Here is a 22,155-nt window from a genome sequence, read left to right as displayed (position 1 = left end):
GCGCGCAGGTACGACGCATCGGCACCTGCGAACGAATAGATCGTCTGCGCGGGGTCGCCCACCACGCACAGCTCGTCGCGACCGCCCAGCCACAGGTCGAGCAGCGCGGACTGGATCGGCGAGACGTCCTGGAACTCGTCGACGACGAACCACTTGTACTGCCGGCGCACCTGCGCCGCGACCCGCTCGTCGGCGTCGAGCAGGCCGGCGGTGAGCAGCAGCACGTCCTCCATGTCCATCCGGCCCTGGTCGCGCTTGACGTCCTCGTAGGACGACATCGCCCGCGCCACGGCCGCCGGCTCCAGGCTGCCGACCGAGCGGGCGCGCTCCGCGGCAACGGCGACATAGGTGTCGGAGGAGACGTTGCTGACCTTGGCCCACTCGATCTCCGAGGCGAGGTCGCGCAGCACGGCCGGATCGGTCGGCAGCCCGAGGCTGCGGCAGGCGGCACCGACCATCGGCAGCTTGGACTCGACCAGCTCGGGCAGCTCCGTGCCGTGCACGTGCGGCCAGAAGTAGCGCAGCTGGCGCAGCGCCGCGCTGTGGAAGGTGCGCGCCTGCACACCCGGCGCACCCAGGGCGCGCAGGCGGCCGCGCAGCTCTCCAGCGGCCCGGGTCGTGAAGGTCACCGCCAGGACCTCGGTGGGCGCGTAGACGCCGGTCATGACGCCGTGGGCGATGCGGTGCGTGATCGCACGCGTCTTGCCGGTGCCGGCTCCGGCGAGGACCCGCACTGGCCCCCGAAGGGCCTCCGCCACCTCGCGCTGCTCGGGATCGAGCGCGCCGAGCAGTCGCTCACTGAGCTCCGCGGACGACATCGGGGGGAACACCTCCTGGCGGTGCGTGGTTGACCTTGGTGACGTGGTTGGCTGGACTGCAGCCGAGAAACAGACCCTAGACGGCGGAGGCGACACAAACCCATGAGCTCGTTCACGATGTACACCACGCCGTGGTGTGGCTACTGCCACCGGCTCAAGTCGCAGCTCGACCGCGAGGGCATCTCCTACGACATCGTCGACATCGAGCAGCAGCCCGAGGCCGCCGCGATCGTGGAGTCGGCCAACAACGGCAACCAGACGGTCCCGACGCTGGTCTTCAGCGACGGGACTGCGCAGACGAACCCGAGCGTGGCGCAGGTCAAGGCGAAGCTGGCCGACCTGGGCGCCTGACTCGCAGGCTCCCCGGCTACCAGCTGCCGGGCAGCGGACCGCCGTACCAGGCCTCGATCAGCGAGCGGCTGATCGAGACTCCTCCGGGCAGCACGAGGGAGCGGTCCTCCGCCCCTGCGCGCATCTCGGCCCGGGTGAGCCACCGCGCCTCCTCGACCTCGGCGTCGTCGAGCGTGAGGGTCTCGTCGACTGCGCAGCCGTGGAAGCCGACCATGAGGCTCGACGGCAGCGGCCAGGGCTGGTTGCCGAAGTAGGTGACCTCGCCGACGAGCACGCCCGTCTCCTCGGCGACCTCGCGTCGTACGGCGTCCTCGAGCGTCTCCCCCGGCTCGCAGAAGCCCGCGAGTGTCGAGAAGCGCCCCTCCGGCCATGCCGGGTGGCGACCGAGCAGCGCCCGCTCGTCGTCGCTGCCGGGGTCGCCGGCGGTGATCAACATGATCACGGCCGGGTCCGAGCGCGGGAACTGGGGCTTGGCACAGTCGACGCAGACCAGCTCGTGGCCCGCGGCCCTCGCCCGCAGCTGGCCGCCGCAGCGGGGGCAGTGCTTGTGGGCCCAGTGCCACTCGGCCAGACCGAGCGCGTGGAAGACCAGCGGCGCCTGCCGCACGCTGTCGCCGGACAGGAAGGGCAGGAGACCTCGCAGGGGGAGCCACCGCTCCGGGTCCGACTGGGTGGCCAGGCTCGGGACGATGACGCCCCACCAGGTCGAGCCGTCGCGCTCCCCCAGCAGCAGTCGTACGCCGTCCGGTGCCTCGCGCGTCGGCACCCACTCCAGTCCGTCCTCCCCGGGGCGGACCCGGGTGCCGGCGATGACGAGAGCCCGGCTGGACTCCTCGGCCCAGCGCTCCTCCAGCCACGCCTCGTCCGTGCGCAGCAGGCCGCGACGGTCGTGGGGATCGGCCACGAGGGCCAGGTGCGGGAGCGTCACGTCGCCAGCCTATCGAGCGTCGGGCAGCCGCGAGGCCGTCCCCGCGGATGCCTCGCCGATGATCTCCTCGAGACCCGACCTGTCCGGCAGGTCGTCGTGCACGACCAGGTCGCCGCTGCGAACGTGGAAGAAGGCGGCGCGCACCCGCTCCAGCGGCAGGCCGCGCAGCTCGGCCCAGGCGAGGCGATAGAGCGCGAGCTGCAGCGGATCGGCGTCCTGGCGTCGACCGGTCTTCCAGTCGACGACGAGGAAGGTTCCGTCGTCCTCGGCATAGACCGCGTCGATCCGACCGCGCACCACCTGGCGGGGACCGTCGGCGGTGACCAGCACCAGCGCGAAGGGCGTCTCGACCGCGGTCGGCACGCGGGAACCGAAGGGACCTGCCTCGAAGCGGGCGATCAGCTCCTTGAGATCGCTGTCATCGTCGATGCCCGCATCACCCCGTCCCTCCAGCTCGTCGGGCTCGAACAGGCCCTGCTGCCCGAAACGGGTCTCGACCCAGGCATGGAAGCGGGTGCCGAAGCGGGCTGCCGGGGCCGGAGGCCGCGGCATCGGACGGGCCAGGTCACGGGCGAAGGCCTCCGGGTCCTCCCGCAGCCGGCCGAGCGCCGTCGCCGAGAGCGACGTCGGCAGCGGCACCTCGACGCGCGACGACCGCTCGGCGCGGGCTTCCGCCAGGAGACGATCGATCTCCTGGTCCCAGTCCGCCACCCTGGCCGCGTCGACCAGGTCGAGCCCGAGGTCGGCGTCCGCGGCGTCCCCGGCCTCGGCGAGCGCCAGGTCGACGGCGCGCACCCGGGCCGACGCCTCCAACCGACGGGCGGTCTCCGCGCCGACGCCCTCGACCGGCCACGGCCGGGACGGGTCGACCGCATCGAACGGGTTGGCGGCCCCCTTCTCTGGCTTCTCCCGCCACTCGACCGGCTCGCCCCAGCCCTCGCACAGCTCACGGATCGCGACCTGGAAGGACGACGGTCCGTAGGGAGTCTTCCGGGCGCCCCACAGGAACGAGGTGACCCACAGGTGGTGCTCGGGGCGGGTGAACGCGACGTAGCCCAGCCGCAGCTCCTCCTCGGCCTCGTGCGCACGAGTCGCGGCACGGTCGGCGTCCAGGGCCGCCTTGTCGTGGCCCTCGAGCTGCGGCAGGTCGGCTGCATCGCCGCGCAGTGGCGCCGGCAGGACAGGCGGCGAGGAGCACCAGAGCGAACGACCCTGGGTGCTCGGGAACCGCCCCTCCCCGACGCCGACGCAGAAGACGGTCCCCCACTCCAGTCCCTTGGAGCGGTGCACGGTCAGCAGCTTGACCGAGTCGGCACCCGACGGCGTGGCGACCTCGAGCCCGTTGCCGGCCTCGTCCTCGGCCGTCAGCCACGCGATCAGCGCGGGCAACGTCACGTCGCCGTCGACGGCCTGGAAGTCCGCGACCGCCTTGATGAACAGGTCGAGGTTCTCGCGACGAGCAGCGGCAGCCTTGCTCACCGACGAGGCGAGCTCGACGTCGACACCGGTTACGTCGACGATCCGGCGGACCAGGTCGAGCAACGGCTCGCCGACGGCCGTGCGCAGCACCCGCAGCTCGTCACGCAGCAGCGCGAAGCGCTCCAGCGCCTCCGGGGAGTACGACGCCGTGCCCGGGTCGGCGAGTGCGTCGTCCAGGCACGGGATCTCGGCCGGGTCGATCCCGTCCGCGATGGAGACCAGCTGCTCGTGCACGGTGGCCGCGCCCTCCTCGCGTCCTCCACGCCCGGCGAGCTCGAAGGCACGCTGGCCGAGCAGGCGCAGGTCTCGCGGGCCGATCGCCCACCGCGGCCCGGCGAGAAGGCTAAGCAGCGAGGCGTTGTCGGTGACGTCCTGGACCAGCTTGAGCGTCGCGACCACGGTCGCGATCTCCGGCAGTCGGACGAGGCCCGACAGGCCGACGATCTCGACCGGGATGTCGGCGCCGGTGAGCGCGTCGAACACGGCCTCGCCGTGCTGGTTGTCGCGACTGAGCACAGCGATCTGCGCCCAGGGCGTGCCGGCGTCGTGGGTGGCGTGGACCTCGGCCGTCAGCCAGGCCAGCTCGTCGAGGTGGGTCTCGAAGACCTTGACCCGCACCGAGCCGGGTTCCTTCGAGCCGTGCTGCAGGGTGGCGACCTTGTCGCCGTACTTGTCCATCAGCGGGACGGCGAGCGTGTTGGCCACGTCGAGGATCCGGGTGTCGGAGCGCCGGTTGACCGTCAACGGCAGCACAGGGACGGGCCCGCCCTCGGCCGCCGGGAAGACCTCGGGGAAGTTGATGATGTTGGAGACCGATGCGCCCCGCCAGCCATAGATCGCCTGGTTGGGGTCACCGACCGCCATCACCGGGTGTCCCTCCCCGAACAGACGGGCGAGCAGGGTCGCCTGCGCCACGGAGGTGTCCTGGTATTCGTCGAGCAGCACGACCTTGAACCGCTGCCGCTCGAGCTGCCCGACCTCCGGCTGCTCCACGGCCAACCGGGCGGCAAGCGCGATCTGATCGCTGAAGTCCATCAGCCCCAGGTCCTGCTTCAGCCGGCGGTACGACGCCACCAGGCCCATCAGCTCGGCCCGCCGGTCGATCACGTCGATGGCCTTCTGACTCGCCTCGACGTAGGTCTTGCGGCCCTTGTCGGCCAGCTCCGCGGCGACCGCCCGCCCGAACGACGCGCGCTCGGTGGCGTCGAACGCGAGCACCTCCTCGGGTCCGACCAGGTGCTCGCTCATCGAGCCGTCGAGTGCGAGCAGGTTCTGGATGACCGTGGGTGGGTGGTCGGAGAGCTTCTCGACGGCGCCGTCGTAGCGGTCGACCGCGCGGGCGCCGAGCTGATAGCGGGCCGCGTCGGTGATCACCCGGGTGTCGGGCTCGTGCCCGATCCGCAGGCCGTGGTCGGAGAGCAGGCCGGCGGCGTAGGCGTTGTAGGTCGCGACCGTCGGCTCCAGGACCTCCTCGTCGTCTGCCTTCGTCTTGAGGTCGAGGACTCCGGCCTCGGTCAGTGCCGACCGCACCCGTTGCCGCAGCTCGGCTGCGGCCTTCGTCGTGAAGGTCAGCCCGAGGATCTCCTCCGGGCGCACCTGCCCGGTCAGCACCAGGTAGACGACGCGGGCGGCCATCAGCGTGGTCTTGCCGGAGCCGGCCCCCGCGATCACGACCACCGGCGAGAGCGGCGCCGTGATCGCCGTCCACTGCTCCGGGCTCGGTGGGAACTCGGCCTTCATCGCCCGCTGCAGGTCCTCGGGCGTGCTGATCGAGGTGCTGGCCGTATCGGTCACTGCTCCACCACCGATCCGGGGCTCTTCACCGGGCAGAGCGGCACGAACCCGCAGTCGCGGCAGTGCTCACCCGCGACCGCGGGGAAGGTCTCCTCGCGCAGGAGGTGCGCGACGTGGGTGATCCGCTCGCGCAGCGCCTCCCGCTCGGGTCCGTCGGCGGCGTGCGGGTCCTGCTCCTGTCGCGTCGCGTGGGGTGAGCCGTCCTCGAGGCCGAGCTGGATCAGCTCCGCACCACCGCTGACCAGGTCGGTCAGGCCGCCCTCCGGGTCGTCGAGCGCGCCTGCGTCGACGGCGTACTGGTAGAGCGCGAGCTGCACGTGGTCGCGCACCGCCGGCCCCGTCGGCTTGCCGCGCCCGGTCTTGAGGTCGACCACGATGACCCGGCCGTCTCCGCCGATCTCCACGCGGTCGGCGTAGCCGTTGATGCGCACGGCGGTGCCGTCGTCCATCCGCACCTCGGTCGCGAACCGCGCCTCGGTGGCGACCAGTCGGCGCGGGTTGCGCTCGTGCCACGTGAGGAAGCGCGCCAGCGCCGCCCGCACCCGCTTGTGCTCGCGCTCCTTCGACCAGGGCGTGCGGAAGTCGAGCCGGTCCCACACGCGGTCGACCTCGGTCATGAGGGAGTCGAGGTCGCCGTCGATGCTGCCGTCCGCGACCCGCTCGGCGAGTGCGTGCACCAGCTGGCCGAGGTTGGCCGATTGGTGCGACCGGACGACGCCGCCGGCCTCGCGCTCGAGGAACCACCGGAGCGGGCAGGCGGCGATCGCGTCGAGCACGGTCGCGGAGATCGGGACCGGCTTGCCGACCTCGCGGATCGGCTCCTCCGACCGGCTGGCCGCGCGAGTGCCCCACCAGGTGGCCGGGTCGGCGGCAGGCACCAGCTGGCGGCGGCCGGCGGACTCGCCGGCCAGCCGGGCCAGCCGTCGAGCGGCGGCGGCGCGGAGCGGCTCGGGAGCTTCCGGGTCGGCGAGCGTACGGCGCAGCTCCGCGACCAGGCCGGCCAGGGAGAGCGGCCGTGGGGGTCGGCCCGAGACGGCCCGGATGTGGTCGCGATCAGGCACGAGCTCCTCCAGGAAACGTGACGGCTGCTCCCCGTCGTCGTCCGGGGAGGCCACGGCCGTCACGACGAGGCGCTCCCGGGCGCGCGTGCAAGCGACGTAGAACAGGCGACGCTCCTCGGCGAGCAGCTCGCGTGGGGTGACCGCCGGGACCACCACCCCGGTGCCGATCCGGTCGGCCTGCAGCAGGGTGGTGCGCCGGCGCAGGTCCGGCCAGCCGCCGTCCTGCACGTGCGCCACCGCCACGAGCCGCCACTCCAGTCCCTTGCTCCGGTGCGCGGTCAGCAGGCGCACCGCGGCGCCGCGCGCACCGCGGTCGGCGAGGGTGTCGGCCGGGATCTCCTGCTGGACCAGACTGGCGAGGAAGGGGCCGACGGCGAGGTGCTCGCGCTTCTCGCCCACCCTGGCAGCGAGGTCGAACAGGGCGCAGATGGCGTCGAGGTCGCGGTGCGCCCGGCGCGCGGAGCCGCCACCGGCCTCGACCGACCGACGCAGTCGCTGCGGCCAGGACGTGCCGGACCACAGGCTCCACAGCAGCTCCTCCGCGCTCGCACCGCCCTCGGCGGCGCTCCGGGTGCCGGCCAGCAGCTGAGCCAGGGCCCGCGCACGGTCGGCCTCGGGTCCGGCGACCTCGTCGAGGACGCCCACGTCGACGACCGCCAGCCGCACGAGCTCACGGGAGCTGCGCGGCGTGCCGCCGGTCTCCTGGCAGGCGTCCTTCTCCCGGGCCCGCAGCTGGCGCGCCAGCCGTCGTACGTCGCCGGCGTCGAGGCCGCCCAACGGGCCCGTGAGCAGGGCCTCGGCGCGCCCCGGGTCGACATGGCCGATGTCGGTGTGGTCGTCGTTGTCGAGGTTGACCACCGCGCGCAACGCCTCGAGCAGTGGCAGCACGGCGGGGTCGCGGACCAGCGGAACCTCATCGCCGGCCACCTCCACCGGGACGCCGGCGGCGCCGAGTGCGCGCCGCAGTGGCCCGATGCTCGCGCGCCCCGAACGGACCAGCACCGCCATCTCGTCCCAGCCGATGCCGTCCTCGAGGTGCGCGCGGCGCAGGATGTCGGCGAGGTGGTCCGCCTCGGCGCGGTCGGTGTCGTAGGTCAGCACCTCGACCTTGCCGTCGCCGTGTGGCCCGGGCGCGCAGGTCGGCGCCAGGAAGGACTCGCGCGCACCGGCAGGGATGGTGCCAGGCAGGCCGATACGCCCTGCCACCCGCTGCGAGGCCATCAGGATCCGCTGGCCGAATCGTCGCGTGGTCTGCAGCGCGACCACCTCGGCGGGGCTGCCGTCGGCCTTCGGGAACTCGGTCGGGAACTCCAGGATCCCGCGGACCTCGGCCCCACGGAATGCGTAGATCGACTGATGCGGATCACCGACGGCGACCAGGTCGCGACCGTCACCGGCGAGCGCACGCAGCAACGCGACCTGTCCGGGATCGGTGTCCTGGTATTCGTCGACGAACACATGGCGGAAGCGGTCGCGCAGCTCGGCGCGGTGCACCTCCGCCTCGATGCCGGCGCGGCGGATCAGGTCGGCGTAGTCGGTGGCGCCGAGGCTGTCGAGGCCGTCGAGATACTGCTCGAGGAAGAGGCCGGCGGCGACGTACTCGTCGATGCCCTCCGCCTCTCCCAGGCGCCGCAGCTCCTCGCCGTCCATGCCCTTCTCGCGCGCCCGCCCCAGCACGGCCTGCACCTCCCGCGCGAAGCCACGAGTCTCCATCGCCTGGCGGAACCGCTCGGGCCACTTCACGGACTCGGGGTGGTCCGCGAGCAGCTCGCGCAGGACGACGTCCTGCTCGGGCGCGGAGAGCAGGCGCAGCGGCGCCTCGTAGAGCTCGGCCGGTGCGTAGCGGCGCACCAGCGCATAGGCGAAGGAGTGGAACGTCGAGCTCAGCTGGTGGCCCGTGGTGCGACCCAGCCGCGCGCTCACCCGATCCCGCAACTGGTCAGCTGCCTTCCGCGAGAAGGTCAGCGCGAGGACCGAGTCGGGATCTGCGCCACCGCGCTCGATCCGGTCCACGATGGCCTCGACCAGGGTCGTCGTCTTGCCGGTGCCCGGACCGGCCAGGACCAGCAGCGGCCCGCCCTCGTGCTCGACCACCTGGCGCTGGCGCTCGTCGAGCGCGGGCGCAGGGTCCGACGATGACGTCCCGCTCAGGACGTATCGGCTCTGGCTGCTCCCCTGCTCCACGAGCGTCACTCAACCATCACGGTCCGACCCAATGGGGCGGGCGGTCCCTCCGACGAGCGCATCCGAGCGCGCCCGAAATGGACGAAGGGCCCTTGTGAGTATGAGTCACAAGGGCCCTTCTGGGTGATCGGTACTGGTGACGCTCCCGATCGATCCGACGGTCCGCGCTGATCCCACGAGCCTCGTCACCTGGCTCGCGCGGCCGGCGTCCCCCTGCGGGGCCGCCTCGCCCGACGTCCCGGAGGACCTCGGCGACCTTCACCCCGGAGGGTGTCGGTGGCCTCCGCCCGAGGGCTTCGGCCTGGCCTGCTGGATCGTTGCCTTCCGGCGATCCCGCTCTCCCGGAGGAGTGCGTGGGAGAAGTTCTACGCCCGTCCATCGCGCCTTGGCAAGGGGTTTCCTCCCCGTTTTTCGCAGGTTCTCGTTCCTCCACCGCCCAACGGCGTGTCGTCCACAGATGTGCGCCCGGTCATCCACAGAGGAGGCCGCCTTCCTCCCCAGATTCCACGGGTGCCTGTGGAGAGCCGACGTCCTCGGGGAGGGTCTGAGTACGGGTGCTCAGCCCGGTTGAGTGCACTGCCGCTGCAGCCGGCCAGCCGTCTTCGACTGAATGGAGGCATGCGCTATGCCGATCCCACCCGATGCCCCGATTGCCGCGACGAGCTCCCCGCGGGCGTCCCGGTCTGCCCGACCTGCCGGCTCCTGGTCCGCCACCCCCTCGCGGTCGACCTGTTCAGCACGCTGCGCCGTGCCGACGACCTGGTCGAGGACCTGCGGACCGCCAGCGACGCCTTCCCCGGTCCCGCGCTCTCCGCGAGCGCCACGGCCGCACCGCTCGGGGGCGCGCTCGTCCCTCCCGGAGCACCGGTCACGCCGAAGCGATCCGTGCCGACCCCGCCCGCCTCGATGCCCGCCACGCCCGCCGCGTCTTCGTCCGGGTACGCCAGCTCCACCGGACCTGTCGACCCGTCACGCACGGGCGTCTCGGTCTCCTCGATCCCCAAGATCCTGCTCGGCCTCGGCGCCTTCTGCCTCCTGACCGCGGGGGTGATCTTCCTGGCCGTGTCGTGGTCGGCCCTCGGCGTCGGGGGACGCACCGGCGTGCTCCTCGCCTTCACGGCGGCGTCCCTGTCGTCCTCGATGCTCCTGCACGCTCGCGGGCTCCGCATCGCCGGCGAGTCGCTCAGCATCGTCGGACTGGGGATGCTCTGCCTCGACGTGCTCGGCGCGGGAGCCGCAGGCTGGCTCGGCGACGGCAGCCGCGGCTGGACGGCGTCCTGCGCCGGTCTCCTGGTCGCGGTCGCCGGCTCGGCGCTCGGTCTGCTCCGGATCGGATCCCAGCCGCGCCTGACCTCGCCCCAGGTCCTCGCCGGCGCCGGACTGGCGACGGCCTACCTGGGTGCGGTCGCCGCCAGCGGACACGATCTCCTCGTCGCCCACGTCGCCACCGTCCTGGCGCTGGCCGTCGCCTGGGTCGGTCACCGGGCCACCGAGGACGCGCTCCTGCGAAGCGCGGCCATCGCCGCTCTCCTGACCTGGTCGGGCGGCGCGATCGTGGCCCTGGTGCAAGGACTTCTCGACCCGACCCTGGTCCAGCTGTGGCGCGATGGGACCGGTTGGTCCTTGATCGCCAGTGCTGCCTGGATGGCCCTTCCCGGGCTCGTCCTGCGCGAACGTCGCCTCGCGCTGCTGGGCGCGGCCGGCGCGGCCGTGGTCGTCACGGTGACCGCGACGCTTCCCGGGATCGACGGCGAGCTGACCTCGATCGGCATGCTCGCCCTCGTCGTCACCTCGGCCTGGCTGGTCGCCCTCGCCGCGCTGCCGGCCGCCGTCCGGGTGGTCGCCGTGGCCCCCGCCTGCGCCGGCGCGGCGATCCTCGCCGGCATCTCCCTCTCCACGATGTCGGTCGCCTTCGTCCGGTGGACCGACTTCCTGGCCGAGAACCCGGCTGCCTTCGACCGCAGCATCGGCCTGCGCCTGTCGGGTCCGGACGCACCGGCCTCGCCGTTGCAGCTCGTGCCCTCCCTGCTCGTGATCGCCGCCGTCGTGGCCCTGCTCGGTCGCGGCAGGATCGGCCGCAGCGCCGTGGCAGCCGGCGCCGCTCTGGTGACCGGCGTCGGCGCGGCCGTCACCCTGATGTCGTACGACGTCGCGCTGGCCCTGCCCGTCGGGGCACTCGTGCTCACTGCCGCCGGCTGCCTCTCCGTCGCTCTGCGCGGCTCCGGCGCCGCGGCGACCGGCTCCGGCGTGCTGGGGCTCGCGCTGGCCGCGATCGCCACCGCGACCGCGCTGCCCAGCGCCCCGCTGGCCGCACTGACCGCAGGCGCCGCAGCCGTCGGTGCGATCACGCTCGCCCGGCTCCGTGACGACGCACTCCGCGCGCTCGGCGGCCTCGCTGCCGCCCCCTTCGTCGGCCTCGCGATCGCCGCGACGGTGCATGTCACCGACGCCGGCGGCGCCTGGGTCGCCGTCCCGGTGCTGCTGGGCGTGGGGATCCTGGCGCTGGCCCTGCCGCGGACCGAGGTCGAGATGGCAGCTGGCGTGACGGCGCTGTTCGCGCTGGCGACCTCACTGCCGCACGTCCAGGACGCGGGCGGGTTCAGCTCGCTGTGGCTGTGCGTGGCCGGCTTCCTGTGCTGCGCGAGCGCGCTGCTCACGCCCGCCCGTCGGCCGCTGGGCGGTGTCGGTCTGGCCCTGCTCCTGCTGGCCACCTGGGTGCGACTGATCGATCTCTCGGTGCGTCAGCCCGAGGCCTACACACTCCCCCTGGCCCTGGCGCTGCTCGCCCTCGGCCTGTGGCGGCTGCAGCGGTCGGACGAGACCAGCACCGTCACCGCCCTCCTCCCCGGTCTCCTCCTCGTCACCGTCCCCTCGCTGCTGTGGGTGCTCAGCGACCCGATCTCGCTCCGGGCGCTCGTCCTCGGCGCGAGCTGCCTGATCCTCACGATCGCCGGCGCGGCACTGCGCTGGAACGCGCCGCTGCTCACCGGCGCCGTCGTCGGCACGATCGTGATCCTCCGGGAGATCGGCCCCTACGCCGGCGCCGTGCCGCAGTGGGTCTGGATCGCGCTCGCCGGCGCCGTCCTCACCGGCCTGGGCATCACCTGGGAGCGTCGGGTGATCGAGGTGCGCCGGACCGTCGGGTTCCTCGGACGGCTCCGGTGACCCGGGTCCACCCCGGACCTGCTAGAAACGACGTCATGGCTACCACTGCACTTGGCGGCAACCCCGTCACGACCGTCGGCGAGCTCCCCGCCGTCGGCTCCACCGCCCCGACGTTCGAGCTGGTCGGCGCCGACTTCAGCGCCATCACCCTCCCCGAGGGACAGCGCGCCGTCCTCAACATCTTCCCGAGCATCGACACCGGTGTCTGCGCCGCGAGCGTGCGCAAGTTCAACGAGCTCGCCGCGGGCCTGGACAACACCACGGTCATCAACGTCTCCCAGGACCTGCCGCCCGCCCTCGGCCGTTTCTGCGGCGCCGAGGGGATCGACAACGTCCAGACCGGTTCGGGCTTCCGCTCCAGCTTCGGCGAGGACTACGGCGTCAAGATGGCCGACGGCAAGCTCGCGGGCCTGTTCGCGCGCTCGGTCGTCGTCGTCGACGCCGACGGCTCGGTGCTGCACAGCCAGCTCGTGCCCGAGATCGCGACCGAGCCGGACTACGACGCGGCCGTCGCCGCGCTCGGCTGAGCGAGTCACTCCCCCGTCGCCGGGTCCCAGAACGCCCGTGACATGTCGAGGCCGCCGCTCGTCCTGAGCGGCGTGTCCTCGGCGAGATGACACTCCCGCGCCCGGTCGCCGTGGCTCGGTGGCAGTGAGCCGTCGGCTCGCACGACCCGCCACCACGGCACCGGGCCGCCGTGGCGTGCCATCACCGATCCGACCTGACGTGGGCCGCCGCCCACCACCCCTGCGATCGCGCCGTAGGTTGTCACCCGGCCCGCAGGGATGCGCTCCACGAGGTCGAGCACCGCTTCGACGTAGCCCTCGTCCACGACGCCATCCAAGCATCCCGGCGTCCCCGAGGACCTGGGAGACGCCGAGAGCCCCGGCCGATCGGCCGGGGCTCTCAGGTGCTCCCTCGGTGCGGACAACGCCTTCGGGTCGCTGGCGGCTCGATGAGGCCGCGACGTCCGATCAACGATGACGCCGCGTCGCGGTTACGCCTGCCGGCCCCGCGCCGCGATGGTCACGATTGGTCGACTTTTCGTCCAGCCCTTGCGTTCGCGGGCGATTTTCGTGTGAGGTGGCCAGCGGACACCGGATCATCCAGCGCGACCCACAGAAGTGGGATCGCGTCGGCGTGGGGTCATTTCACTCATCTCGGAGGAAAAATTGAGGAAATTGGCATCCGGCCTGATCGCTGGTGCGGCCATGGCCGCACTGGCCGGCGCGGCACTGCAGCCCGCCCAGGCCGACACTCCCATCGACGGGCCGGGCAAGCAGCGGCCCGCCCATGTCAAGAAGCACGATCGCCCCGGCCCGAAGACCAAGGAGCAGCGCAGGGAGACGCGCAAGGCGCTCGAGCTCCTGGAGAGCGGCAGCCGCACGCTGTCGCAGCGGGCCCAGGGCGGCGCGACGGTGAAGCTCAAGAACGGGCGGTACGTCGAGTTCCCGGTCAACCGCACCGACAAGGTGCTGACGATGCTCGGCGAGTTCGGCACGGAGTCGAACCCCGAGCACGGGACCGACCCCGGCCCGTCCCACAACGAGATCCCTCGGCCCGACCGTCGCGTCGACAACTCGACCTACTGGGTGGACGACTTCGGCAAGGCCCACTACGACGAGATGTTCAACGGTCGTGGCGAGTCCTTCCGCAACTTCTACAAGGAGGCCTCGTCCGGCCGCTATGACGTGAGCGTCACGACCGAGGACTGGGTGGAGGTCCCCGGCAACGCATCGAGCTACGGCGACAACGCGGTCGAGGACGACGGCGGTTCGTGGGCGTTCATCGCCGACACCGCGGACGCCTGGTACGACGCCCAGGTCGCCGCCGGCAGGACGCCGGCGCAGATCGACGACTACCTCGCGCAGTTCGACGTCTGGGACCGCTACGACTACGACAACGACGGCGACTTCAACGAGGCCGACGGCTACATCGACCACTTCCAGGCGGTGCATGCCGGCGGCGGTGAGGAAGCGGGCGCCGGTGACGACGCGATCTGGTCGCATCGTTGGTACGTCAACGGCGACCTCTACGGCCAGACCGGGCCGGTCGTCGGCGGCGAGCAGAACCTCTACGGCGGCGCGCAGGTCGGTGAGTCGCGGTACTTCATCGGCGACTACACGGTGGAGCCGGAGAACGGCGGACTCGGGGTGTTCGTCCATGAGTACGGCCACGACCTCGAGCTGCCGGACTTCTACGACACCGCAGGCGGCGACAACGGCACCGGCTTCTGGAGCGTCATGTCGTCAGGCTCCTGGCTGGGCCACGGCGATGGCGCGATCGGCACGACGCCCGGCGGCTTCGGTCCCGAGGAGAAGCTCTACCTCGGTTGGCTCGACTACACCGAGGTCGACGCAGGCGAGCGCGGCACGTTCGAGCTGAGTCCGTCGCAGAAGACCATGAAGCGGCACGACCAGGCGATCAAGGTCAACCTGCCCGACAAGACCACCGTGCGGGACTACACGACGCCACCCGAGGGCGAGCACGCCTGGTGGAGCGGTCGCGGCGACAGCCTGGTCAACACCCTCACCCGTGAGGTCCCCGCTGCGGCCTCGGTCGAGGTCGGCGCCGACATCTGGCACCAGATCGAGGCAGGCTACGACTTCCTCTACGTCGAGTACTCCCTCGACGGCGGCTCGTCGTGGACCAACCTCGCCAAGCTGGACGGCAACGCCGACTGGACGAGCCACTCGTGGTCCTACGCCCCCGGCGGAGCGGCGTCGACGCTGCGGATCCGCTACAACACCGACGGCGGCGTCAACGAGGCCGGAGCCTTCCTCGACAACATCACGGTGACGACCGACGGCACGACCTTCACCGACGGCGCCGAGGACGGCGACAACGGGTGGGCGGTCGACGGCTTCACGGTCTCGACGGGCACGGACACCAAGACCACCGAGCGCTACTACCTGATCGAGAACCGTCAGTACGTCGGCTACGACGGGACGCTGGAGGTGGGGCCCTACAACTTCGGCAAGGGCGTCACCCGACCCGACTGGGTCGAGCACTTCCCCTACCAGGAGGGCATGTTGGTGTGGCTCGTCGACGAGGCATGGGCCGACAACAACACCAGCGCGCACGAGGGTGAGGGCTACGCGCTGCCGGTCGACGTACGACCGGACTCGCTGACGTTCCCGGACGGCACGAGCCCGACCAACCGTCGAGAGCCGTTCGACGCGACGTTCAGCCTCTCCCGCACCGACCGGGTCTGCCTGCACAAGGAGGTCAGCACGGACGACGGCGTCCAGCGGCTGGCGGCCTGCTCGCCGCGCCAGCGGGGCATCGCGACCTTCGACGACTCCGACCCGGAGCGCTACTGGACCGAGACCAACCCCTGGAACTCGGTGAAGGTCGCCGGAGTGGGCGTGACGGCCCGCGTCGTCGACGAGGACCGGGACGGCACCATCACGGTCCGCGTCCGCAATCCGTGACCGGCAGGTCCTGACGCCGGCACGCCGCCGGGGACACGACAGGGCCCCGCGATCCCTCCGAGCTTGCTCAGTGGATCGCGGGGCCCTGCTCGTTGCTCAGTAGCTCGGCTGGCTCGGGTCGATCTGGTTGACCCAGGCCACCACGCCGCCACCGACGTGGACGGCGTCGTCGTAGCCGGCGCCCTTGAGGACTGCCAGGCACTCGGCGGAACGCACGCCGCTCTTGCAGTGCAGGACGACCTGCGTGCCGGAGTCGACCGACGGGAGCTGGCTCAGCGCATTGCCGTTGAGGAACTCGCCCTTGGGGATGAGGACCGCGCCGGGGATGTGGTTGATCTCGGCCTCGGCGGGCTCACGCACGTCGATGAGCACGAAGTCGCGGCTGCCCTCCTCGCGCTCCTTGACCATCGACGCGAGCTGGGTCACCGAGATGGTCGCGTCGACCGCGGCGTCGGCGGCCTCCTCGGAGATCGCACCGCAGAAGGTCTCGTAGTCGATGAGGCCGGTGACGGTCGGGTTCTCCCCGCACAGCGCGCAGTTGGGGTCCTTGCGGACCTTCAGCTTGCGCCACTCGAGCTCGAGGGCGTCGTAGATGACCAGCTTGCCGATGGCCGGCTCACCCGCACCGATCAGCAGCTTGATGGCCTCGTTGACCTGGATCGAGCCGATCGAGGCGCACAGCACTCCCAGCACGCCGCCCTCGGCGCAGGAGGGGACCATGCCCGGCGGCGGCGGCTCGGGATAGAGGCAGCGGTAGCAGGGCGCGTCGTCGGACATCGTCGGCGCGAAGACCGAGGCCTGGCCGTCGAAGCGGTAGATCGAGCCCCAGACGTAGGGGATGCCGAGGAAGTACGCCGCGTCGTTGACCATGTAGCGGGTCGCGAAGTTGTCGGTGCCGTCGACGATCAGGTCGTAGCCCTTGAAGACGTCGAAGACATTGTCGTTGTCGAGACGCTCCTCGTGGAGGACCACCTCGATCAACGGGTTGATCTCGTGGATCGACTCCTTGGCCGAGAGACCCTTCGACTTGCCCAGGTCGGACATGCCGTGGATCACCTGGCGCTGCAGGTTGGACTCGTCGACCTCGTCGAACTCGGCGATGCCGAGGGTGCCGACGCCGGCGGCGGCCAGATAGAGCAGCGCGGGGCTGCCCAGCCCGCCGGCGCCGATGACCAGCACCTTGGCGTTCTTCAGGCGCTTCTGGCCGTCCATCGCCACGTCGGGGATGATCAGGTGGCGGCTGTAGCGGCGGACCTCGTCGATGGTCAGCTCGGCGGCCGGCTCCACCAGCGCGGGAAAGCTCACGGGGTTCAGCTCCTCGGTCGAACAGTGCGAAGTGGGGATGTCTACCGGCGTCAACGCCGTGGTGCGCCGCCGTGTTCCCCTGCTCTCCATGGTCCCTGCCCGATCCAGGCCCTGGACGCCACGTCCCACCGGCTGGACGGCCGTGGTCGCCACGGGGACCTGTCCGATCCTGCGGGCTACCAGCGAGTAGGCTTCGCAGCGTGGTGACCGAGCAGTTCGACCTGGACGATTCGCGGCGACGCGGCGTACGCCTGCCCCGGCGCGAGCGGCGTGCCCAGCTGCTGGCCGCCGCCCTCGAGGTGTTCGTGGCGCAGGGATACCACTCCGCCGCGATGGATGACATCGCCGAGCGTGCCGGCGTCTCGAAGCCGGTGCTCTATCAGCACTTCCCGGGCAAGCTCGAGCTCTACCTCGCGATCCTCGACGCCGCCTGCGACGCCATCATCGCCAACTGCCGCAAGGCCCTCGAGTCGACCCACGACAACAAGCAGCGCGTGAAGGCCGCGATCGCCGCCTTCTATGCCTACGTCGGCCACGACACGGGGGCGTTCCGTCTCGTCTTCGAGTCCGACCTCACCAACGAGCCCGCCGTCCGCGGTCACGTCGACAGGGTCACGACCGAGTGCGCCGACATGATCGCCGCCGTCATCGCCGAGGACACCGACCTGCCGGCCGGTGCCTCACAGCTGCTCGGTCTCTCCCTGGTCGGCATGGCCCAGGTCAGCGCCCGCTACTGGCTGACGGAGTCGGAGACCGCAGCGGCGCAGCTCAAGCGCGACGACGCCATCGCCCTCGTCGCGGGCCTCGCCTGGCGCGGGATCCGCGGCTATCCCAAGGTCGAGGAGCAGGCCGACGCCTGATCCCGCAGCTCCCGGCGTGGACCGAGGTCCTAGTCTGGACACGACGGGCCAAGACCGGCCCTCGCAGCGACACGAGGAGAGTGACCATGACCGTCGAGGTCAAGATCGGTGTGCAGCAGTCCGCCCGCGAGCTCGTCATCGAGACCGACCAGACCAACGAGGACGTCGCCGCGCTGGTCAAGGACGCCCTGGCCACCGAGGCCGGGGTCCTCACCCTGACCGACACGAAGGGCAAGGTCACGGTGGTCCCGACCGCCAAGCTCGCCTACGTCGAGATCGGTCGCAGCTCCAGCGGTCAGGTCGGCTTCCGGTCCTGAGCGCAGCGAAGGGCGGGAAGAAGCCGTTGGTCGAGGTGCGCCTGAGCTCGCGACGGCGCCTCGAGACCCGGTCCTGAGGCACGCCGCGACCGGTCGCGAAACCAGCCGATCGCACAGACTTTTCACAGCTTCATCGGCGACACTGGACCCAGGCCCCTCACGGCCGGATCCGAGGTCACCATGGTGCATTTCCGCGTCGCCGCGCTGAGCGACACTGGCCCTGTCCGGGAGATCAACGAGGACAGCGCCATTGCCGGGCCCCGGCTGCTCGGCGTGGCCGACGGCGTCGGGGGCGCCGCCGCCGGCGAGCTGGCCTCCGCCACCACTGCCTGTGTGCTGGACGCGCGGGCCCAGGCCCACCCCGGCCTGGCGCCCGACCGTCTCCTGCGAACCGCCATCGCCGAAGCACAGCGGATGCTCGCCACCGCTGTGCGCGCCGACGCCTCCCGCGCCGGCATGGCCACCACGCTCACCGCGATCCTCACCGACGGCGAGCACACGGCGATCGCGCAGGTCGGCGACTCCCGCGCCTACCTGCTCCGCGACGGACGTCTGGCGCCGCTCACGCGCGACCAGACCATGGTGCAGTCGCTCGTCGATGCAGGCCGCATGACACCCGAGGAGGCAGCGACGTCGCCGTACCGCCACGTCGTGCTGCAGGCCGTCGACGGCGAGCACCCGTCCGACCCTGTCGTCACGTCCCTCGACCTGCACCCCGGCGACCGGCTCCTCCTCTGCAGTGACGGGCTGACCGACGTCCTCTCCCCCGCCGCGCTGCAGATGGTGATGGGACTGGAATCGCGCGCGACGGTCGCAGAACGGCTCGTGCGGGGAGCGCTCGACGCGGGCACGCGCGACAACGTGACCGTGGTCGTCGCCGACGTCGTCGACGGTCCGCCTGCCCCGGGGCGGGGCGCCCAGGTCGGCGCGGTCGTGGATCCGGCCAACATCATCGCGCCGGCCCCCTACCTGGGCCTGCGGACGGCCTGACCGCTCGCGGACACACGGCGAGACCGAATCCGGCACGACGGCACGCGTCATGCGACCTACACTGACGACGTGAGCGGTCGACGGCAGTACGAGTACGCGCGCCTGTGGGTGCCGCTCTATGACGCTGCCGCGCTCGCCGTGACACGGCCGATCTACCTCGTCGAGGCCCACGACGGCTTCGAGGGCGTGGTCGCCGAGAAGAACACCACGCTCATGGGCGTCCTCGACGAGCTGGGCCGGCAGGGGTGGCGCATCGACATGGCCGCCGCCCGCGTCACCGATGCCACGGCCGAGCTCCAGCTGCTCATCGACGCCACGCTCGACGAGGCCGACCACGCCGTCGCCCCGGAGGAGCTGGCCGGTGTCGTGGGCTCCGGCGGCGACCCGGCCGGCGTGGTCACCGAGTTCGACGTCTACGGGATGCGCCGGCGCAGCGACGCGTGAGGAACGAACGCGGCGCGTGGGCGCCGGCGGATTGAGCAAGCGCGCGACCGAGGAACGAGGTCGCGACCGCGCGTCGAAATCCAGTCCGTTCCGCGCGACAGTCGACAGGAGGAGGTCGCGACCGCGCGTCGGAGTCGGAGCAGTCAGGCGAACAGGTCGCCGTACTCATCCACGCGCTCCAGCGCCTGCGCCATCGTGAACTGGTCGAGACCCAAGGGATCATCGGCTCCTTCGGCGACCTCCTCCCAGGTCACGGGCGTGGCCACCTGGGGTCGCGGTGTGCCGCGCAGCGAGTAGGGCGCGACCGTGGTCTTCGATCCGGCGTTCTGCGACCAGTCGAGAAAGACCTTGCCCCGCCGACGGGCCTTCGTCATGGTCGCCGTGACCAGGTCGCCGTGACCGGTCTGCAGCTCCTCGGCGATCTCCTTCGCCAGCGCGCTCGTCTCCTCGGGCGGCAGCGGCGCGTCGAGGCGTGCATAGAGATGCAGCCCCTTGCTCCCGCTGGTGACCGGGTGGGCGTCCAGGTCGCGCGCCGCCAGCGCCTCGCGCACGAGCAGGGCGACGCCGCAGCACTCGTGCAGGCCGGCCCCCTCTCCCGGGTCGAGGTCGATGACGAGCCGGTCGGCGCCCACCGGCTCGCCGTCGCCGTCGACCGTCCACTGGTGCACGTGGAGCTCGAGGGCCGCCAGGTTGACGGCCCACATCAGGGTCGCCAGCTGGTCGATGATGGGGAACACGAGCGTGTCGCCGTGCCTGCTCGCGCCGCGGCTGCCGGTCGTGGGCACCTCGGCCGTGCGCACCCAAGAGGGCGTGCCCGCCGGGGCGTTCTTCTCGAAGAAGCTCTTGTCGCCGACGCCGTGCGGCCAGCGGATCCGGGTGACCGGGCGGCCGGCGAGGTGCGGCAGCAACACCGGCGCGATCCGCGCGTAGTAGTCCAGCACCTCGCCCTTCGTCGTACCGGTCGACGGGTAGAGGACCTTCTCCAGGTTGGTCAGCCGCAGCGTGCGGCCCTCGACGTCGACGTGCACCTCGGTCTGCGGGCGCTGGGGACTCCTCGGCATCAGCGGTTCACCAGGTCGTCCGGGGTGAGGTCGGTCCGGACGCCCTGGAACGACGGTTGGCGCAGCCGGTCGTAGCCGACCCCGTGCGTGTCGACGTCCACCACCACGACCGGCTCGACCCACGTCGTGCCGGCGGCGTCGACGCGCGGGACCTCGTCGGCGAAGGGCCCGGTTGCCGTGCTGAGGTCCGCCAGCAGCTCGGTCAGGACCCGGGACTGCTTCGGCCCGATGCCGCTCCCGACCCGGCCGCGATAGAGCAGGCCGTCGGCGGTCGGCTCACCCACCAGGAGGGACGCGAGTCGGTCGGCCGTGCCGGTCTGGGGGCGCCAGCCGCCGATGACGAAGGAGCCGCGGTGGCGGTGCGGGAGCTTCACCCAGTGCGGCGTGCGCTGCCCGGGCCGGTAGGCCGACCCGACCCGCTTGCTGACGATGCCCTCGAGGCCCTGGGCCCGGGTCGCCTCGAAGAGCATCGCGCCGTCGTCGTAGTCCTGGGGGACCTGCCAGCCGGCGCGGCTGAGGTCGAGGTCGGCGAGCCGGCGGCGACGCTCCTCGAGCGGGAGGTCGCAGAGGTCCTCGCCGGCCAGGCGGAGCACGTCGAAGACCATGTAGGTCGCCGGGATCCTCTCGGCCAGTCGGGCGACGGTCGCAGGCTTGCGCACGTGCATCCGATCGGCGAGCACGCGGAAGTCGGGCACGCCGCGCTCGTTGAGGGCGATGATCTCCCCGTCCACGACCGTGTCGTCGCCGACGGCCGGCGCGACGGCGAGATCGGGCCAGGCCGCGGTGATGCGGTTGGCGTTGCGGCTGGTCATCGTGACCGAGCCGCCCGTGACGTGCGTCAACGCGCGGACGCCGTCCCACTTCACCTCGTGGCGCCACTCCTCGCCCGCCGGCACGTGGCTGCTCGGGGTGGCGAGCATCGGCAGCAGGTCGGGCACCCGTCCATCCTGTCAGGCCGGCTCGATCGGGGGACGCGACGAGTACGCTCGACCCATGCGTGCGATCTGGAAGGGCGCGGTCTCCTTCGGGCTGGTCAGTGTGCCCGTGAAGCTCTACAGCGCGACCGAGAGTCACGACGTGTCGTTCCGTCAGGTGCATGCCAAGGACGGCGGGCGGATCAAGTACCAGCGGATCTGCTCGCTCGACGGCGAGGAGGTCCCCTACTCCGACATCGCCAAGGGTTACGAGACCGAGGACGGCGAGATGGTCATCCTCACCGACGAGGACATGGCGAACCTCCCCACGACGTCGTCGCGCGAGATCGCGGTCGAGCGGTTCGTGCCCGCTGAGCAGATCGACCCGCTGCTGTTCGAGAAGTCCTACTACCTGGAGCCGGAGGGGACCGGCGCCAAGCCCTATGCCTTGCTGCGTCAGGCCCTGCTGGACTCGAAGCGGATGGCCGTCGTCACCGTGGCGCTGCGTCAGCGCACCACCACCGCCGTCCTGCGGGTGCGCGAGACCGAGACCGGCGACGTGATCGTGCTGCAGACGATGATGTGGCCCGACGAGATCCGGCAGCCCGATTTCAGTGTCGAGGCCGGCGAGGTCAAGGACGCCGAGGTCAAGATGGCCCAGATGCTCATCGAGACGCTCTCCGGCGACTTCGACCCGGCCGAGTTCGAGGACGACTACGCCGAGGCGGTCCAGGCCGTCGTCACGGCCAAGATCGAGGGCGGCGAGGTGCAGCGCACCGAGACGTCCGCCAAGACCGGCGGCGAGGTGGTCGACCTGCTGGCAGCCCTCCAGCGCTCGGTCGAGGCGGCCAAGGTCTCCCGCGGCGAGTCCGGCCCCGAAGAACCGGTGAAGAAGGCCGGCAAGGCGGCGGCTGGGAAGGCCGCTGCGAAGAAGGCACCGGCCAAGAAGACGGCCACGAAGAAGACAGCCGCCAAGAAGACTGCGGCAAAGAAGTCCACTGCCAAGAAGACGGCCGCCAAGAAGGCCAGCTGACTGGCGTCGACGCGCGG

The 22,155-nt window shown here is 71.7% G+C and carries 17 protein-coding genes; 9 read left to right on the top strand and 8 right to left on the bottom strand.

Annotated features, from left to right (window positions below):
- Positions 1 to 818 (bottom strand): UvrD-helicase domain-containing protein (locus tag E9934_RS01165; RefSeq protein WP_136561465.1); only part of this gene is annotated, 818 nt, incomplete at its 3' end.
- Between the two features lie 102 nt (positions 819 to 920).
- Here E9934_RS01165 and E9934_RS01160 point away from each other — a divergent pair.
- Complete coding sequence (locus E9934_RS01160; protein ID WP_136560993.1) at positions 921 to 1,169, top strand: mycoredoxin; 249 nt, start codon at positions 921 to 923, stop codon at positions 1,167 to 1,169.
- Between the two features lie 16 nt (positions 1,170 to 1,185).
- On the opposite strand, the gene nudC is transcribed toward E9934_RS01160, so the two are convergent.
- Genes nudC through E9934_RS01145 form a run of 3 tightly spaced genes read right to left on the bottom strand, consistent with a single transcriptional unit; the run spans position 1,186 to position 8,615 of the window.
- On the bottom strand, positions 1,186 to 2,097 hold the full coding sequence (nudC, locus tag E9934_RS01155) for an NAD(+) diphosphatase (RefSeq protein WP_136560992.1): 912 nt from the start codon (positions 2,095 to 2,097) through the stop codon (positions 1,186 to 1,188).
- Positions 2,098 to 2,106: 9 nt separating this feature from the next.
- A complete protein-coding gene (locus E9934_RS01150) occupies positions 2,107 to 5,370 on the bottom strand; it encodes an ATP-dependent DNA helicase (RefSeq protein ID WP_238694680.1) in 3,264 nt (1,087 codons plus the stop codon).
- Positions 5,367 to 8,615: an ATP-dependent helicase gene (locus tag E9934_RS01145; protein ID WP_238694679.1), complete on the bottom strand. Its 3,249-nt coding sequence runs from the start codon at positions 8,613 to 8,615 to the stop codon at positions 5,367 to 5,369. Before E9934_RS01145 ends, E9934_RS01150 begins: the two co-directional genes overlap by 4 nt.
- Positions 8,616 to 9,233: 618 nt before the next feature.
- On the opposite strand from E9934_RS01145, the gene E9934_RS01140 reads away from it, so the two are divergent.
- Both E9934_RS01140 and tpx read left to right on the top strand, forming a co-directional pair.
- On the top strand, positions 9,234 to 11,780 hold the full coding sequence (locus E9934_RS01140; RefSeq protein ID WP_136560991.1) for an SCO7613 C-terminal domain-containing membrane protein: 2,547 nt from the start codon (positions 9,234 to 9,236) through the stop codon (positions 11,778 to 11,780).
- A gap of 35 nt (positions 11,781 to 11,815) precedes the next feature.
- Positions 11,816 to 12,307, top strand: a complete 492-nt coding sequence (gene tpx, locus E9934_RS01135; protein WP_136560990.1) for a thiol peroxidase — start codon at positions 11,816 to 11,818, stop codon at positions 12,305 to 12,307.
- 5 nt (positions 12,308 to 12,312) lie between these two features.
- Here tpx and E9934_RS01130 read toward each other — a convergent pair whose 3' ends face one another.
- A complete protein-coding gene (locus E9934_RS01130; RefSeq protein WP_202977144.1) occupies positions 12,313 to 12,612 on the bottom strand; it encodes an MGMT family protein in 300 nt (99 codons plus the stop codon).
- A 349-nt stretch (positions 12,613 to 12,961) separates the two neighbouring features.
- On the opposite strand from E9934_RS01130, the gene E9934_RS01125 reads away from it, so the two are divergent.
- Positions 12,962 to 15,214 carry an immune inhibitor A domain-containing protein gene (locus tag E9934_RS01125; protein WP_136560988.1) on the top strand — a complete coding sequence of 751 codons (2,253 nt, stop codon included), beginning with the start codon at positions 12,962 to 12,964 and terminating at the stop codon, positions 15,212 to 15,214.
- 96 nt (positions 15,215 to 15,310) lie between these two features.
- On the opposite strand, the gene moeZ is transcribed toward E9934_RS01125, so the two are convergent.
- The gene (moeZ, locus tag E9934_RS01120; protein WP_136560987.1) at positions 15,311 to 16,519 is read right to left on the bottom strand and encodes an adenylyltransferase/sulfurtransferase MoeZ; all 1,209 of its coding nucleotides are present in this window, start codon (positions 16,517 to 16,519) and stop codon (positions 15,311 to 15,313) included.
- Between the two features lie 200 nt (positions 16,520 to 16,719).
- Between moeZ and E9934_RS01115 the strand changes: the two genes are divergently transcribed.
- The 4 genes from E9934_RS01115 (at position 16,720) to E9934_RS01100 (ending at position 19,130) form a co-directional block, all read left to right on the top strand.
- Positions 16,720 to 17,379, top strand: a complete 660-nt coding sequence (locus tag E9934_RS01115; protein WP_238694678.1) for a TetR/AcrR family transcriptional regulator — start codon at positions 16,720 to 16,722, stop codon at positions 17,377 to 17,379.
- 86 nt (positions 17,380 to 17,465) lie between these two features.
- Positions 17,466 to 17,696 carry a DUF3107 domain-containing protein gene (locus E9934_RS01110; protein WP_136560986.1) on the top strand — a complete coding sequence of 77 codons (231 nt, stop codon included), beginning with the start codon at positions 17,466 to 17,468 and terminating at the stop codon, positions 17,694 to 17,696.
- 180 nt (positions 17,697 to 17,876) lie between these two features.
- Complete coding sequence (locus E9934_RS01105; protein WP_136560985.1) at positions 17,877 to 18,686, top strand: PP2C family protein-serine/threonine phosphatase; 810 nt, start codon at positions 17,877 to 17,879, stop codon at positions 18,684 to 18,686.
- A 69-nt stretch (positions 18,687 to 18,755) separates the two neighbouring features.
- The gene (locus E9934_RS01100) at positions 18,756 to 19,130 is read left to right on the top strand and encodes a hypothetical protein (protein WP_136560984.1); all 375 of its coding nucleotides are present in this window, start codon (positions 18,756 to 18,758) and stop codon (positions 19,128 to 19,130) included.
- Positions 19,131 to 19,273: 143 nt separating this feature from the next.
- Here E9934_RS01100 and ligD (E9934_RS01095) read toward each other — a convergent pair whose 3' ends face one another.
- Positions 19,274 to 20,191 carry a non-homologous end-joining DNA ligase gene (gene ligD / locus E9934_RS01095; protein WP_136560983.1) on the bottom strand — a complete coding sequence of 306 codons (918 nt, stop codon included), beginning with the start codon at positions 20,189 to 20,191 and terminating at the stop codon, positions 19,274 to 19,276.
- The gene (gene ligD / locus E9934_RS01090; RefSeq protein WP_136560982.1) at positions 20,191 to 21,129 is read right to left on the bottom strand and encodes a non-homologous end-joining DNA ligase; all 939 of its coding nucleotides are present in this window, start codon (positions 21,127 to 21,129) and stop codon (positions 20,191 to 20,193) included. Before ligD (E9934_RS01090) ends, ligD (E9934_RS01095) begins: the two co-directional genes overlap by 1 nt.
- Before the next feature lie 55 nt (positions 21,130 to 21,184).
- Between ligD (E9934_RS01090) and ku the strand changes: the two genes are divergently transcribed.
- Complete coding sequence (gene ku, locus E9934_RS01085; protein WP_136560981.1) at positions 21,185 to 22,138, top strand: non-homologous end joining protein Ku; 954 nt, start codon at positions 21,185 to 21,187, stop codon at positions 22,136 to 22,138.
- Positions 22,139 to 22,155: the final 17 nt, after the last annotated feature.

Origin of the sequence: Nocardioides caeni (genome assembly GCF_004912195.1) — a bacterium.
Classification (GTDB): Bacteria; Actinomycetota; Actinomycetes; order Propionibacteriales; family Nocardioidaceae; genus Nocardioides; species Nocardioides caeni.
The sequence above is the reverse complement of the archived record's forward strand: the minus strand, read 5'-3'. Positions and strand labels throughout refer to the sequence as shown.